Source organism: Mesorhizobium sp. B2-8-3 (genome assembly GCF_006440815.1).
Lineage (GTDB): Bacteria > Pseudomonadota > Alphaproteobacteria > Rhizobiales > Rhizobiaceae > Mesorhizobium.
In genome coordinates, this window is record NZ_VFTW01000040.1 from 13,500 (window position 1) to 28,854 (window position 15,355).

At 65.4% G+C, this 15,355-nt stretch carries 14 protein-coding genes; 11 read left to right on the forward strand and 3 right to left on the reverse strand.

The window, feature by feature from the left end; all coding sequences use genetic code 11:
- Positions 1-181 precede the first annotated feature (181 nt).
- The 4 genes from FJ418_RS30605 (at position 182) to FJ418_RS30620 (ending at position 5,629) form a co-directional block, all read left to right on the forward strand.
- Positions 182-859: an isochorismatase family protein gene (locus FJ418_RS30605; protein ID WP_140871968.1), complete on the forward strand. Its 678-nt coding sequence runs from the start codon at positions 182-184 to the stop codon at positions 857-859.
- 5 nt (positions 860-864) lie between these two features.
- On the forward strand, positions 865-1,908 hold the full coding sequence (locus tag FJ418_RS30610) for an alpha/beta hydrolase (protein WP_246683281.1): 1,044 nt from the start codon (positions 865-867) through the stop codon (positions 1,906-1,908).
- 262 nt (positions 1,909-2,170) lie between these two features.
- Positions 2,171-3,811: an ABC transporter substrate-binding protein gene (locus tag FJ418_RS30615; protein ID WP_140871972.1), complete on the forward strand. Its 1,641-nt coding sequence runs from the start codon at positions 2,171-2,173 to the stop codon at positions 3,809-3,811.
- A gap of 132 nt (positions 3,812-3,943) precedes the next feature.
- Positions 3,944-5,629: a hypothetical protein gene (locus FJ418_RS30620; RefSeq protein WP_140871974.1), complete on the forward strand. Its 1,686-nt coding sequence runs from the start codon at positions 3,944-3,946 to the stop codon at positions 5,627-5,629.
- A gap of 50 nt (positions 5,630-5,679) precedes the next feature.
- Here FJ418_RS30620 and FJ418_RS30625 read toward each other — a convergent pair whose 3' ends face one another.
- Positions 5,680-6,462: a hypothetical protein gene (locus FJ418_RS30625; RefSeq protein WP_140641295.1), complete on the reverse strand. Its 783-nt coding sequence runs from the start codon at positions 6,460-6,462 to the stop codon at positions 5,680-5,682.
- A gap of 149 nt (positions 6,463-6,611) precedes the next feature.
- Here FJ418_RS30625 and FJ418_RS30630 point away from each other — a divergent pair, with 149 nt between their 5' ends.
- From FJ418_RS30630 to FJ418_RS30655, 6 genes are read left to right on the forward strand one after another with little or no spacing between them, the layout of a single operon-like run.
- Positions 6,612-7,238 (forward strand): DUF4129 domain-containing protein, encoded by a 627-nt coding sequence (locus tag FJ418_RS30630; RefSeq protein ID WP_246677179.1) that lies wholly within the window; start codon positions 6,612-6,614, stop codon positions 7,236-7,238.
- On the forward strand, positions 7,235-8,452 hold the full coding sequence (locus tag FJ418_RS30635) for a DUF4350 domain-containing protein (RefSeq protein ID WP_140871976.1): 1,218 nt from the start codon (positions 7,235-7,237) through the stop codon (positions 8,450-8,452). Before FJ418_RS30630 ends, FJ418_RS30635 begins: the two co-directional genes overlap by 4 nt.
- Complete coding sequence (locus FJ418_RS30640) at positions 8,439-9,395, forward strand: MoxR family ATPase (protein WP_140871978.1); 957 nt, start codon at positions 8,439-8,441, stop codon at positions 9,393-9,395. Before FJ418_RS30635 ends, FJ418_RS30640 begins: the two co-directional genes overlap by 14 nt.
- Positions 9,392-10,696, forward strand: a complete 1,305-nt coding sequence (locus tag FJ418_RS30645) for a DUF58 domain-containing protein (RefSeq protein ID WP_140871980.1) — start codon at positions 9,392-9,394, stop codon at positions 10,694-10,696. Before FJ418_RS30640 ends, FJ418_RS30645 begins: the two co-directional genes overlap by 4 nt.
- Entirely contained in the window at positions 10,693-11,709 is a 1,017-nt protein-coding gene (locus tag FJ418_RS30650) for a stage II sporulation protein M (protein WP_140871982.1), read from the forward strand. The genes FJ418_RS30645 and FJ418_RS30650 overlap by 4 nt, the downstream gene beginning before the upstream one ends.
- Positions 11,696-12,574, forward strand: a complete 879-nt coding sequence (locus FJ418_RS30655; protein ID WP_140871984.1) for an RDD family protein — start codon at positions 11,696-11,698, stop codon at positions 12,572-12,574. Before FJ418_RS30650 ends, FJ418_RS30655 begins: the two co-directional genes overlap by 14 nt.
- Positions 12,575-12,589: 15 nt before the next feature.
- Here the strand turns inward: FJ418_RS30655 and FJ418_RS30660 are convergent, their stop codons facing one another.
- Positions 12,590-13,276: a D-lyxose/D-mannose family sugar isomerase gene (locus FJ418_RS30660; protein ID WP_140656358.1), complete on the reverse strand. Its 687-nt coding sequence runs from the start codon at positions 13,274-13,276 to the stop codon at positions 12,590-12,592.
- 202 nt (positions 13,277-13,478) lie between these two features.
- On the opposite strand from FJ418_RS30660, the gene FJ418_RS30665 reads away from it, so the two are divergent.
- Complete coding sequence (locus FJ418_RS30665; protein WP_140871986.1) at positions 13,479-14,537, forward strand: D-TA family PLP-dependent enzyme; 1,059 nt, start codon at positions 13,479-13,481, stop codon at positions 14,535-14,537.
- Between the two features lie 34 nt (positions 14,538-14,571).
- On the opposite strand, the gene FJ418_RS30670 is transcribed toward FJ418_RS30665, so the two are convergent.
- Positions 14,572-15,330: a heme ABC transporter permease gene (locus FJ418_RS30670; RefSeq protein WP_140641277.1), complete on the reverse strand. Its 759-nt coding sequence runs from the start codon at positions 15,328-15,330 to the stop codon at positions 14,572-14,574.
- Positions 15,331-15,355 lie beyond the last annotated feature (25 nt).

Sequence of the window (15,355 nt, forward strand, 5' to 3'; positions counted from 1 at the left end):
GCAAGGAGCGAAGCGACGCGGCGCAGACCCTAGAAGCCATGCCGTTCCGTCTCCGCTTCGCCGCGGTGCGGAATTCTGTTAGGCAGCAATTGACGATCAAGGTAACGGCATGGATTCCAGGGTCTTCGCGACGCCGCTGCGCGGCTGCGTCGCCCTGGAATGACGAAGTTTGAGCATACGCATGAAAACGCCCATTTCCATTCGACGCGGCACGGTGGCCGCGGTGTTCATCGATCTCCAGGAGGAGCATCGCAAGGACAGACGCTATCTGGTCGAGGGGTTTGCCGACATCCTCGCCAATGTGCAGCGCCTGCAGGAGGCGGCGCGGCGCAATTTCGTGCCGCTCCACCACTGGGCCTATATCGTGGATCTTGCCGAGGCGCGGCCTTTCCACCCGGTGGACGAAAGCGGCAAGTCGGCCTTCTCCGACAAGGACGATCCGCTGACGGCGATCTGCCATGAGGTGGCGCCGCAAAACGGCGAAGCCACTCTGGTCAAGCAGGAAGCCAGCGCCTTCGGCAAGAACGATTTCGGCGACAAGCTCAAGGCAGCCGGCATCGAATGGCTGGTGATCGCCGGCGTCTGGACCGAGGCCTGCATCGACGCCACGGTGAAGGACGCGGTGGCGCGCGGTTTTCACGTGCTGCTGGTCAAGGACGCCTGCGGCAGCGCAAGTGCGGCCATGCATCAGACCGGCATCCTCAACCTCGCCAACCGGCTCTATGGCGGCGCCGTCGTCAACACGCTCGATGCCTGCCGGCTGATGGCAGGCGATACGGTAAGCGTATGGCAGGTCGAGGGCTCGGTGCCGCTGCGCTTCACCTTCGAGAACGCGGCGCGGCTCTACGCCGAGCTCTGACGGCAGTGGCCAGCAACCCAAGCAATTCGGCGAGGCGCGGCAAATACGCCGATCGGCTCGACCCGGAGCTGTGGGACTATATCGGCAAGGTCGACAGCTGGTACCCGCCGGAGATCGTGGCCGCGCCGATCGCCGAGCAGCGCGCCGTGTACGACAAAATGTGCGTGGCTTTCCATCAAGGACACCCCGAAGGCGTGACGACCAGCGACGGTCTTGTCGCCACGGCGGCGCATGTCATCCCAGTCCGGCTCTACCGCATGGCGGGCAAGGCGGCAGCGGCGATCGTCGTCTATTATCATGGCGGCGGCTTCGTGCTCGGCGATCTCGACAGCCATGACGACATCTGTGCCGAAATCTGCGCCGGCACCGGTTTCGAGGTGGTCTCGGCCGACTATCGGCTGGCGCCGGAGCATCTGCATCCAGCTTCCTTCGACGATGCTCTTGCCGTGTTCGAATGGGTCGCCGCGACCAGCACGCTGCCGATCTTGCTTTGTGGCGAGAGCGCCGGCGGCAACTTCGCCGCCGCAGTGGCGCAAGCGACGCGACATCATGCGCGGCATGCCGTCGGCCAGATGTTGATCTATCCTGGCCTGGGCGGCGACGGGAGTGGGCGTTCCTATGTCGAGCACGCCAAGGCGCCGCTGCTGACGCTCGCCGACATCGAGTTCTATCGCCGCATTCGTTCCGCCCCCGGGCAGGCTTTGAACGATCCGACGCTCTCTCCGCTCATGGCTCGTGATTTCTCCGGTCTGCCGCCGACGGTGATCGTCACCGCCGAATGCGATCCGCTGTCGTCGGACGGCGAGGCCTATCGCGACCGCATCCTTGCCGCCGGCGGACAAGCGTGGTGGCGCGAGGAGCCGCGGCTGGTGCACAGCTTTTTGCGCGCCCGGGCGACGGTGCCGCGCGCGGCGGCGGCGTTTCGAAGGATTATCAGCGACATTGCAAGGCTGGGTGCCGGTGGCGGAGCGCTAATCTCCCCACTCGTGGGGGAGATGGCCGGCAGGCCAGAGGGGGGCGCGAAGGATCGCGACCCTTCGGTTTCCTAACGTCCGACATCTGCCTGAGAAGACATCTCCAATCCGCTGAGACGTATGGCGGGACAGCGCCCCCCTCTGTCCTACCGGACATCTCCCCCACAAGGGGGGAGATCAGCTGTCCCCTGCGGAACAGCGCACAAGAACTGCGGAAAACCAAACATTTCCCTGCGGAAAGCGGACCTATCATCCTTCGCAGGCAATGGCGCTCCGGCGGTCGCATCCGCCCCCGCGCATGGCGTCCCCGGGGCGCCCAACAACAGAGGGAACGACGATGAAGTTCATCCTGACCGACAGAAAACTGCACCCGCGCGCCAGGCCGATCGCCGACGATTTCAGGAAGGGCGCGATCAGCCGGCGCGAATATCTGGCTTTGATGGCCGGCTTTGGCGTCAGCGCCGCCGGCGCGATGGCGCTGGGCGGGATCGCTCCCTCGCCTGCCCGCGCCGCCGAGCCAAAAAAGGGCGGCGTGCTGCGTGTGGCGATGAACGTCAAAGGCTTCAAGGATCCGCGCACCTTCGACGGCGTCGAGATGTCGAATGTCGCGCGCCAGTGCAACGAATATCTGGTGCGCTGGAACACCGACTTTTCCTTCGAGCCCTGGCTGCTGGAAAGCTGGGAAACCAGCGATGACGCCAAGACGATCACGCTTCACGTGCGCAAGGGCATCACCTGGTCGAACGGCGACACTTTCAACGCCGACGACGTGATCCACAACCTCAACCGCTGGTGCGACGCCTCGGTCGCCGGCAATTCGGTTGCCGCGCGCATGGGCGCGCTGGTCAACGCCGACACCAAGAAGCCGGTCGACGGCGGTATCCAGAAGATCGACGACCATACCGTCAAGATCAACCTGCCGAAGCCCGACATCTCGCTGATCGCCGGCATGGCCGATTATCCGGCGCTGATCATGCACCGCTCCTATGAGGGCGATGCCGATCCGAAGAAGGCTTTGGCCATCACCACCGGCCCATGCGAACTGGTGAGCTGGGACGCCGAGACGGGCGCGGAGGTGAAGCGCAAGGACAAGCCCTGGTGGAAGGGCGAATTCTATCTCGACGGCATCAAATGGGTCGACTACGGCTCGGACCCCAACGCCATGCTGTCGGCCTTCGAATCCGGCGAGATCGACACCGATCACGAGACCGCTTCGGACGCCGTGTCGCAGACCGACCAGATGGGCCTGCAGAACTCCGAGATCGCCACCGGCTCGACCATCGTCGCGCGCTTCAATGTCTCCAACGCGCCCTATGACGACGTCAAGGTGCGCCGCGCCGCCCAGTTCGCCGTCGACAATGCAGCCGTGCTGAAGCTCGGCCTCGACGGTCACGGAAAACCCGCCGACAACCACCATGTCGGCCCCATGCATCCAGAATTCGCCGATATCGGCCCTGCGGTGCGCGATGTCGATCAGGCCAAGAAGCTGATTTCCGAAGCCGGCAAGGCCGACCACGAATATGAGCTGATCTCGGTCGACATCGAATGGCAAAAGAGCACCGCCGATGCGATCGCGGCGCAAATCCGCGAGGCGGGCCTCAAGGTCAAGCGCACGGTATTGCCGGCCGCGACTTTCTGGAACGACTGGAGCAAGTTCCCCTATTCCTGCACCGAATGGCTCGGCCGGCCGCTCGGCGTCCAGGTGCTGGCTTTAGCCTACAAGTCCGGCGCGGCCTGGAACGAAAGCGCCTATTCGAACAAGGAGTTCGACGAGCTTCTCGACAAGGCGCTGGCAACGCCCGACGCTGCGCAGCGCAAGGAGATCATGGCCACGATCGAGACCAATCTGCGCGATTCCGGCATCATCATCCAGCCCTATTGGCGCTCGGTCTACCGCACTTACCGCAAGGGCGTGCAGGGTTGCGAACAGCACCAGGCGCTCGAGCAGCATTTCGAAAAAGTCTGGCTGGAGTCCTGATCCTCCCAGGACCGAGCGGCCGGCGCGGCGTTCAAGGCCGCGCCGGCCGTTTGCTGTTTGCCAAGCCAACGCATTTCGGCACAGAGTGCTCCGACCGGCTGTCCGCCGGGGGAATGCGAGAAGCAGCAAGGCATGGACCACTTCGATCTCGGCACCTATCGCCGCCCCATCTCCACATCGTCGGCCGAGACGCAGCGCTGGTTCGATATCGGGCTGAACTGGTGTTACGGCTTCAACCACGAGGAAGGGATAAAATGCTTCGAGAAGGCGCTGGAGACCGATCCCGGCTGCGCCTTCGTGCATTGGGGCATCGCCTATGCCGCCGGGCCTTTCTACAATTTGACCTGGAAGGAACATGGCAAGGCCGAGGCCGACCATGCCGCCAGGCGCTGCTTCGAGCATGCGCGGCTTGCGCAAGCCAACGCGGCCCAAGCAAGCCCTGTCGAACGGCGGCTGATCGAGGCGCTGGCCGCCCGATTCCAGCAGCCGCATGGCGTGAGCGCGGCCGAGTTCGAAAAATGGGACGACGCCTATGCCACTGCCATGCGAAAGGTCTATCGCGACTTTCCAGACGACCATGACGTGATGGCGCTGACGGTCGAGGCGCTGATGATGCGCACGGTGCGGCGCCTGTGGAACCTCAAGACCGGCGCGCCGGCGCCGAATTCCGACGTGCTCGAAGCGCTGGAGATCTGCGAACGTTCGATCCGGCTCTCGGACGAGGCAGGTGCCGCGCCGCATCCGGCGGCGCTGCATCTTCACATCCACCTGCTCGAAATGTCGACGCAGCCCGAGCGTGGCACGCGCTCGGCGGAGCGGCTGGGCACGATGTGCCCCGATGCCGGCCACATGAACCATATGCCTGGGCACATTTACGTGCTCTGCGGCGAGTATGAGAAGGCGAAGATCGCCAGCGAGAAGGCGGTGCGCGCCAACGATCTCTACCTCGCCTATGCCGGCGAGCCGACCTATTACCTGCTCGGCTGCTGCCACGACCTGCATCTGATGATGTTCACCTGCATGTTCCTTGGCCAGTACCGCCATGCTCTGTGGGCGGCCGACAAGGTGCGCAGCCTGGTGACACGCGACGTCGTCAGCATTGCCGGGCGGCCGAAACTGACGCAGACGGTCGAGGGCTACCACGCGATGAAATCGCATGTGCAGGTGCGCTTCGGGCGCTGGCGCGAGATCATCGACGAGCCGATGAATGGCGAGCCTGAACTCTATGTGGTGACCACCGCATTGCAACACTACGCCAAGGGCGTGGCGCATGCGACGCTGCGCGAATTCGCGGCGGCCGAGCGCGAACGCGAACTATTTAGCCGGCAAATCGACAGCATTGCACCGGAGCGCCGCTTCCTCAGCAACCCGACAAAAGCCTCGCTCGCGGTCGGCGCCACCCTGCTCGACGGCGAGCTTGCCTACCACAAGGGCCGGCATGATGAGGCCTACGAGCACCTGCGGCGCGCGGTCGAGCTCGACGACAATCTCTCCTACACCGAGCCGTGGGCCTGGATGCACCCGCCGCGCCACGCGCTGGCAGCACTCCTTCTCGACCAGGGCCACGCCGCGGAGGCCGAGCAGGTCTATCGCGACGATCTGGGCCTGAGCGGCGCCGTGCAGCGCTGCGCCCAGCACCCGGACAATGTCTGGGCGCTGCACGGGCTGGTCGAATGCCTGAAGCGACGCGGCGAGAAAGAGGAACTGCTGGGGTTGCAGGCGAAGCTGGCGGCAGCACTTGCCAAGGCGGACGTAGCGATCACCTCGTCATGCCTGTGCCGGACCAGCGTGCAGGCAGACCATTGCTGTTGTCATTGAGGCTGCGGAGGTTCGGCGCCCCTCGATCGAGCGCAGCTCCGCAGCGTTCCTTACGAGAATATCTCCGCCAGTTCGTCGATGCTTGCACCTTCCTTCGCCTGGCGCAGTTCGACGTAGCTCACCGCCGTGGCGATCGACAGCACCATCGACACCACGGTCTGCACCAGCGCGGCTCCGATCTCGGCTATGATGCCGCCGAACAGCACAAGAACGAGCAATATTCCCCACTGGATGATCATCGCGATGATGATGAGAATGAGGAACAGGCCGAACAGCGCCCAGCGGCTGCCCTTGGTCAGAACCCGGCTGCGCGACATCGAGCCGAACACGCCGCGCCGCTCCTGGATGAGAACCGGCACCGACATCGACCAGCCGAGCCAGAGGATGATGCCTGGCACGATCAACAGCATCAGGCCGATACCCGCGCCGAGACCGACGAGAAGGCCGATGCCGAGCGTCGGCAGCAGAAAGCGGATCGCAATCTGGATGCAGTCGCCGAAGGACGGGCGCTTGCCGTTGAGGTCCTCGATGGTCGCCCGCACCAGCGCCGACTGCAGCAGCAGCGCGCACACAAAGGAGATCAGCCCGGCGATGATGGTGATGTAGGAATTGCGAAACATGGCGCCCGGGTCGGCCATGGTGGCGGGGTCGCGCTGCATCATTGCGTCGATCTGCGGCTGGGTCCACAGCCTGACGAGCAATGCCGGCAGGCCCGCAAACAAAGCCGCCAAGCCCACGCAAAGTCCGATGTTTCGGCCAATCACGCCGAAGGTGTTGCTGAATACCCTGCCGATCTCGAATCTGCCGGGTTGTCCCAATGTCGCAGTAGTCATGATAATTTCCCCCGAGTCACCACCGTATCCGACCGATGACTTCAAAGTAAATTTGCCAAGGTTGAAGGGCTAAGTCCAGTGCGCTTGCAATTGTCATGGCGTATTGCCAGTGTCGGCCCCGAACCGCAGGTTGCAGGGGGAACGAGCGGGTGACAGCCGCAGCGACGGATGAGGCCGGACGGCTGGCGCAGTTGCACAAGCAGCTGCTGGCCGACGATTCGATCCAGTTCGGGCTGCCGACCTATGTGCGGCCCGAGCCTCCCGAATGGCTGAAGCCTGTACTGGAGGGCCTAGCTAAGCTCGGCCCTTACATGATCTATCTGTTCTGGGGGGCGGTAATCATCGGCGTCGCGATCATTGCTTTCCTGCTTTTTCTCGAGGCCAAAGGCGTTGCCTGGCGCCTGCCATGGCGGCGGAAACGCGAAGAAACCGAAGCGAGGGAAGAATGGCGCCCTGACGCGGGGGCCGCCCAGATCCTACTCTCCGAGGCCGATGCGCTCGCGGCGCGCGGCGAGTTTGACGAGGCGGTGCATCTTCTGTTGCGCCGCAGCGTCGCCGACATAGCCACCCGGCTGCCCAACTTCCTGCGCCCGTCGCTCACCGCGCGCGATATCGCCGCCGCGGGCTCTATCCCCACGCGGCCCCGCGCCGCGTTCAGCGAGATCGCCCGCATCGTCGAGGCAGCCTTGTTTGCCCGCCGTCCCGTCGGCGCCGAGGGCTGGCGGCAGGCGCGCGGCGCCTATGAGCGTTTCGCCTTCCGGGATGCCTGGGCATGAGCGCGCAGCCCGCCGAGACGACCGAGGCGCCGTTCAGCCGCAGAACCCTGTTCTGGGGCATCTTCGCCAGCCTGCTGGCGGCGGCCGGTTTTTTCCTTTTGTCCACCTATGCGCCCGATTTCCGCCAGCCCGAGGGCGGCGCCACGCCGTTTTCGAAGGGTGGCACCGGCTATGCAGGGCTTGTCGAATGGCTGAAGCTCGCCAACGGACAGGCGCCACCGATGGAGCGCGGCGAGAAGGACCTGGCGTCGCCGCCGCTGGCCTCGACTTTTCTGCTCATCGTCACCATCGCGCCGGGCAGCGACCCGGCCGCGCTCGACCGCATCATCAAGCTGCGCTCCGGCAAGGACACGCTTTTCGTCCTGCCGAAATGGCAGACCTTTCCCTTGTTCAGCCATGACGGCTGGGAGACCAAGGTCGAGCGGCTGCCCAATACGGTCGTCAACGACTGGCTCGGCCGCATCGCCAAGGCGAAGCTCGGCGAGGCGAAGAACACGCTCTCGCAGATCAATATCGCCGGCCGAACGGTGCCCGCGCCGGAGGAACTGCAATGGGTGGCGGACGACCATCCGCTGATCGCGGCCGGAAACGGCAGGGCTATCCTGACCGAGCTCGACAACGAACCCTTCTACATCCTCACCGATCCCGATTTCATCAACAATGCCGGGCTCAAGGACGAGCGGACGGCAGCCGCCGCGCTCGACATGATCGCCATGATCGAGCCCGCCAAGGGCGCCGTCATGTTCGACCTGACACTGCACGGCATCGGCCAGAAATACGATCTTGCCAAGCTTTTGGTCGAACCGCCCTTCCTGGCGCTGACGCTGTCGGTGTTGGTGGCGGCCGCGCTCGCCTTCCTGCACGGGCTCGGCCGCTTCGGCCCGCCGCGCGCGGAAGGCCGCGCCATCGCCTTCGGCAAGCAGGCGCTGGTCGACACGACGGCGATGCTGCTCAGGCGCGCCGGGCGGCTGCAGGGGCTCGGCGACCGTTACGCATCGCTGATGCGGGCACGGGCCGCGGCGCTGCTCGGCGCGCCGCACGGGCTGCAGGGCGAAGCGCTCGACCACTGGCTCGATTCCCGCGACAAGGGCGAGACGCATGGCTTCAGCCGGCGCTTCAAGGCCGCGAATGAATCCAACAATTTGGCCGCAATGCATGAAGCAGCCGAACAGCTGCATGACTGGACGGCAAGGAGGCTCGGTGAACGTCGATGAAGTGAAAGCCCTGGCGGGCGCGATCAGGGAAGAAGTCGCGAAAGCGATCACCGGACAGCGCGATACCGTCGACCTGATGCTGACGGCTTTGTTTGCCGGCGGGCATATCCTGCTCGAAGGCCCGCCGGGCACCGCCAAAACCATGACGGCGCGCTGCTTCGCGCAGGCGCTCGGCGTCGCCTATGGCCGTATCCAGTTCACGCCCGACCTGATGCCCGGCGATATCGTCGGCTCCAACATCTACAATTTCCAGACCGGGCAGTTCACGCTGACGCGCGGCCCGATCTTCTGCGATCTTCTGCTTGCCGACGAAATCAACCGCACGCCGCCGAAGACGCAAGCGGCGCTGCTCGAAGCCATGCAGGAGCACGCCGTCACCTTCGACGGCACCACGCATTCGCTCGGCGGTAATTTCATGGTGGTGGCGACGCAGAATCCGATCGAGCATCAGGGCGTCTATCCGCTGCCCGAAGCCCAGCTCGACCGCTTCCTGTTCAAGCACAGGGTGAGCTATCCCGACCTCAAGGAAGAGCGCGCCATCATTGTTCATCACGGCGGCGGCTCGGCCTCGCACGATATCGAGCAATACGGCATCAAGGCGCGCACCGACCGCAAGACGCTGGAAGCTGCGCTTGCCACGGTCGGCGACGTCACGCTGGTCGACGATGTCGTCGGCTATATCGCGGCGCTTGTGCGCGGCACGCGCGAAAGCCCCGACCTCGAGGTCGGCGCCAGCCCGCGTGCGGGCGCCATGCTGGCGAGAGCCGCGCGCGCCAGGGCGGCGCTCGACGGCCGCAACTACGTCATCCCGGACGACGTCAAGGCGCTGGCCGTGCCGGCGCTGCGCCACCGTGTGGTTCTCTCGCCGGCGGCGCAGATCGACGGGCGGCTGGTCGAGCAGATCGTCTCGGACCTCGTCGACCATACGGAAGCGCCGCGTTGATCTATCCGAGCGGGCGAGCGGTCTGGGCAGCGGCGGCGGGGGCGATCCCCGCCTTCCTGATCGCGCTCGCTTTGCCACATGTCTGGTATCTCGGCCTGTTGTGGATCTGCGTGCTGCTCGCCTTCCTGGCGGTGGACGCGGCCGCGGGCAGAGGCCGCGCCTCGCTCAACGCAACGCTGACGGCGCCGCCGCAGGTCGGCGTCGGCGGGCGCTTCACGCTGCATATCGCGGCGGGTTTCGGCGCCGAGCTCCGGCGCCTGCAGGCGCGTGTCGGGCATGACCAGCGGCTGCAGCCGGTCGCCGGCACCGGCGGTGCGCTGCCGGCCAATGGCGGCACGCTCGATCTCGAATTCGAGGCCATCCGCCGCGGCATCGCCAGTTTCGACCGGCTGTGGCTGCGCTGGCAGGGCCCATTCGGGTTGATCTGGAACCAGGTCGTGCTGCCCGTCGACCGCAAGGTTGTGGTGCTGCCCGATGTCAGCAGCGCGCGCGACGAGGCGATCACGCTCTTGCAGCGCTCCGCTCTTGCCGATGGTCATGCGCAGAAGCGCGCCGGCCAGGGCCGCGAGTTCGAAGCGCTGAAGGATTATCAGCCCGGCATGGGCCGGCGCATGATCGACTGGAAGCGCAGCGCCCGTCATGGCAAGCTTTTGGCGCGCGAGTTCCGGATCGAGGAGAACAACAACATCGTTCTGGCCATCGACAGCGGCCGGCTGATGTGCGAGCCGGTCGATGGCGTGCCGAAGGTCGACCGGGCAGTGACGGCGGCGCTCCTGTCGGCCTTCATCGCGCTCAAGGGCGGCGATCTCGTGAGCCTGTTTTCCTTCGATGCCAGGCCGCGCGTCTCCAGCGGCGCGGTGCGCGGCTCGCCGAGCTTCATCATGATCCAGAAGCGCGCCGCCGAGATCGACTATTCGGCCGAGGAGACCAACTTCACCCTGGCGCTGACCACGCTTTCGGCCAAGCTCGACCGGCGCTCGCTGGTCATCGTCTTCACCGATTTCGTCGATCCGATCAGCGCCGAATTGATGCTGCGCACCGTCGGCCGGCTGACCGAGCGCCATCTGGTGCTGTTCATGCTGATGAAAGACGTGGAGCTGGAGACTCTGGCCGACATGGCGCCGGCGGCGCCGGAGGACGTCGCCCGCTCCGTCACCGCCGGCGACCTCCTGCGGCAGCGGCAGGTGGTGATCGGCCGCCTGCGCCTGCTCGGTGCGCATGTCATCGAGGCCGACCATCAGCGGCTCGGCCCGGCGCTGGTCGAGCGCTATATCCAGCTCAAGGAGGAGAACCTCTTATGACGCTGCCGGCCGGCACCGATGCCGTGCGCCAGTCGCTGGCAAGCTTCCGCCAGGAGCGCGAAGCCGACTGGAAAGCCTTCGAGGCGCTGCTGGCGCGCGTCGAGAAGCGCGCGCCGCGCGCGCTGTCGGAAGACGAATTGCTGTCGCTGCCGCTCCTCTACCGTTCGGCGCTGTCATCGCTTTCGGTGGCGCGCGCGACCTCGCTCGACAGCGCGCTGATCGCCTATCTCGAGGCGCTGTGCCTGCGCGGCTATTTTTATCTCTATGGCGCGCGGCGGAGCCTGCGGACGCGCATCGGCGACTTCTTCCTGCACGATTGGCCGGCGGCGATCCGCGACCTGTGGCGCGAGGTGTGGACATCCGTCGGGCTAACGGTGATCGGCGCCATTGCCGGCTATTGGCTGGTCGCTTCCGACAAGCGCTGGTACGACGCCATCATCGCGCCGAGCCTGGCCGGCGGGCGCAACCCGGATTCGTCGGCCGAAACGCTGCGCAGCGTGCTTTACGGCGGCGGCGACCATTTCCTGTCGGGGTTCGCCGCCTATCTCTTCACCCACAACACGCAGGTGTCGATCCTGGCCTTCGCGCTAGGCTTCGCGTTCGCCGTGCCGAGCGTGCTGATCATCCTGATGAATGGCTGCATGCTCGGCGCCATTTTCCAGATCTATGCCGCCAAGGGGCTCGGCTTCGCGCTCGGCGGCTGGCTGTCGATCCACGGCACGACCGAACTGTTCGCCATCGCCATCGCGGGCGCGGCCGGCATGCGCATCGGCACCAGCATCGCCTTTCCCGGCGAACTGACCCGCATGGCGGCCGCCGCCCGGGCCGGTCGCGTGGCGGCGACCGCCATGATCGGCGTCACGGTGATGCTGCTTTTTGCCGGACTGCTCGAAGGCATCGGCCGCCAGACGATCACCAGCGACATTGTCCGCTACTCGATCGGCGGCGGCATGCTGGCCTTATGGCTCAGTTATTTCTACCTGTTCCGGATGGTGCGGCATGGCGAGCGCTAGGACAGCGAAGGTCAAGAACCCGGCAGCGCTGATTCGTCCGCTTGTGACGCCGGAAGGCGTCGATCTCAGGGTCAAGCTGGCCGACGCCGGCACCCGGGCTTCGGGCTTCCTGCTCGACGTGGTAATCATCCTCACCGCGGCCGTGGTCGTCTCTCTGGTGATAATCTTTGGCTTGGCGGGCCTCGGCTTCCAGGACGCGCAGCCACTTTTCATCGTCTGGATCGTCTTCATCTTCTTCCTGCGCAACGTCTATTTCATCGCCTTCGAAGCGGGACGGCGGGCAGCCACGCCGGGCAAGCGCATGGTTGGCGTGAGGGTCGCGTCGCGCAGCGGCGCCGGCCTCACGCTCGACCAGGTCATCGCGCGCAATCTGATGCGCGAGATCGAAGTGTTCCTGCCGCTGTCGATCCTCGCCGCGCGCGCCAGCGCCGATGTCGCCGACACGCTGACGACCATCTTCGGCCTGGTCTGGGCGCTGCTGTTCTCGCTGTTCCCGCTGTTCAACCGCGATCGGCTGAGGATCGGCGACCTGCTCGCCGGCACCTGGGTGGTCGAGGCGCCGAAAGTGGCGCTGCTCGAGGACCTTTCGCGGCGCAAGGATCCGATCGCGGCGCGCTTCCAGTTCAGCCCCGCGCAGCTCGACGCCTACGGCATCGCCGAGTTGCAGAAGCTGGAGGAAGTGCTGCGCCGCGACGATTATTCGGCGCTGAAGGCGGTGGCGGAGACCATCGGCCGCAAGATCGGCGCCAGGGTCGAGCCGATCGATTCAAAGGCTTTTCTCACCGCCTATTACGCCGAGCTCCGGGCGCATCTGGAACGCAAGCTGCTGCTTGGGAACCGCAAGGCGGATAAGTATGCGCGGTAGTGAAGCGTCCCTCGCCTACCCCACCCACTTCTCGTAGTCCGACACCAAGAGATGCAGCGGCGCGACGTCCTCGTCGATGTTGGAGAAGCGGCCGATCGGCTCGCGGAAGACGTTGTCGGTGAGGTCGTCATTGACGGTCGAGACCTCGCCGATCAGCACGTCCTTGCCCTCGGCCCAGAAGGCGTGCCAGACGCCTGGCAGGAGCGTCACGCTCTGGCCCGGATCGAGCTTCAGCAGGCCGCCGGCCGGCATCCGGTGGATGGTGCCGTCGACCGGCACCGATACTTCGGCCTTCGGGTCGATGCCGCCGTCACGGTCGTGCATGAAGAGTTCCAGCACCAGCTTGCCGCCGCCGCGGTTGATGATGTCCTCGGCCTTGATGTTGTGGCGGTGCATCGGCGAGAGCTGGTCCTTGCGCGAGATCATGATTTTTTCGGCGTAGAGCATACCCATGCCGAGCTTCATGTCCTCGTAGCGGCCGTTGCGGACGGTGAACAGGAACAGGCCTAGCTCGTCGAACTTCTCCTGGCCGTAATCGGTGATGTCCCAGCCGAGGCGCGAGGTGAAGATGGCCGAGGAGTCCGCTTTATGCGTCTTCATCTCTTCCGGCGACCAATAGGCGAAGGGTGGCATGATATAGCCGAAGGAGCGGATGAAGGCGTCGGCTTCGCGGATGATGTCGTTGATCTTGGAGCGCTTCATGGTCGTGTTTCCTCCCGGCCGTTGCCTGCTGAAATCTGCCCATCCGAATAGCCCAATGCCTGCCCGCTGTCGACGCAAACTGACGGGTTGGCCCCGTGACATGGGCGGCTTTCGGGGCCATAAACCCAACTGATTTGTTTTAACGCAATGTCTTATCCCGCAGCGGTTGCCGCTCGGAAGACATGCTTTGGACGGTGATCCCATGGCAAGCATAGACGACCTCGACACCCCGGCGATCCTCATCGATGCGGCCCGCGCCGAAGCCAACATCAAAAAGGCGCAGGCGCATGCCGACGCGCATGGGTTGAAGCTCAGGCCGCATATCAAGACGCACAAGCTGCCCTACTGGGCAAAGAAGCAGGTGGCGGCCGGCGCCGTCGGCATCACCTGCCAGAAGATCGGCGAGGCGGAGGTGATGGCCGATGCCGGGCTGACCGACATTTTCCTGCCCTACAACATCCTCGGCCGCGCCAAGCTGGAGCGGCTGAAGGCGCTGCATGGCCGTGTCACGCTCTCGGTGACGGCGGACAGCCACGATACGCTGGAAGGGCTTGCCGCGACCTCTACCGATGCCGGTCATCCGCTGTCCGTGCTGGTCGAGTGCGATACCGGCATGGGCCGTTGCGGCGTGCAGAGCGCCGACGAGGCGCTGGCGCTGGCGAAGGTGATCGATCAGGCCAAGGGCCTCAGCTTCGGCGGGCTGATGACCTATCCGGCCGCGGGGCGCGCCGGCGAGGCGGAAGCCTGGCTGAAGACCGCGCGCGACGCGCTTGCCGCGGCGGGACTCGAATGCGAACGCATCTCCAGCGGCGGCACGCCGGACATGTGGCGCTCCGGCGAAGACAGCGTCGTCACCGAATACCGGCCCGGCACCTATATCTATCTCGACCGCTACCAGGTCGCCAAAGGCGTCGGCACGCTGGACGATTGCGCGCTGACGGTGCTTGCCACGGTGGTCAGCCATCCGACTGCGACCCGCGCCATCCTCGACAGCGGCAGCAAGGCGCTGTCTTCCGATACGCTCGGGCTGCCGGAGTTCGGCGAGTTGCTCGGGGTGCCGGGCGCGCGGGTCACCGGCTTGAGCGAAGAGCATGGCACCGTGACACTCTCGGACGGCGCGGGCCTTGGCATCGGCCAGCGCGTGCGCGTCGTGCCCGATCATTGCTGCGTGGTGACGAATTTGTTCGACCAGGTGCACCTGATCGACGGCGACAAGGTGCTGGAAACGCTGCCGGTGGCGGCAAGGGGACGGATGGGGTGAGCAGCGCATTTCCTTCTCCCCTTGTGGGAGAAGGTTAAGCCCGCTCCGCCTGTCGCGCTGCAACCCTGCGCATCGCGGTCACCCGGCGGCGGAAAATCTCCGTGCGCATCGCCATCAGGTGCAGCGCGAAGAACAGCACGGTGAAGCCGAGCGCCATCACGGCGAGCGGCCACAGCATCGAGGGATCGATGGTCGGGCCGCCGAGGCGGAAGACCGAGGCAGGCTGGTGCAGCGTGTTCCACCAGTCGACCGAGAATTTGATGATCGGGATGTTGATGAAGCCGACCAGGGTGATGATGGCGGCGGCCCAGGCGGCGCGGCCGGCATCATCCAGCGCGCGGGTCAGCGCGATGATGCCGAGATACATCAGGAAAAGCACGAAGACCGAGGTCAGCCGCGCGTCCCACACCCACCAGGTGCCCCACATCGGCTTGCCCCAGATGGAGCCGGTGATCAGCGCAAGTGCCGTAAAGGTGGCGCCGATCGGGGCCGCCGATTTCAGCGCCACGTCGGCCAGCGGATGGCGCCAGACCAGGGTGCCCAGCGCCGCGATCGCCATGATCGTGTAGCACATCATGGCCAGCCAGGCGAAAGGGACGTGGATGTACATGATGCGCACGGTGATGCCCTGCTGGAAATCCTCCGGCGCGGTGAAGCTCATATAGAGGCCGACGGCGAGCAGGATCGCCGCGACCGCCGCCAGCCACGGAATGATCTTGTCCGCCAGCCCAACGAAGCGCGTCGGGTTGGCGAGATCGGTCCAGGCGGCTAGCCGTGAGGTGGTGTCGCTCATGCCGACCTAAATAGACCGGCATGAG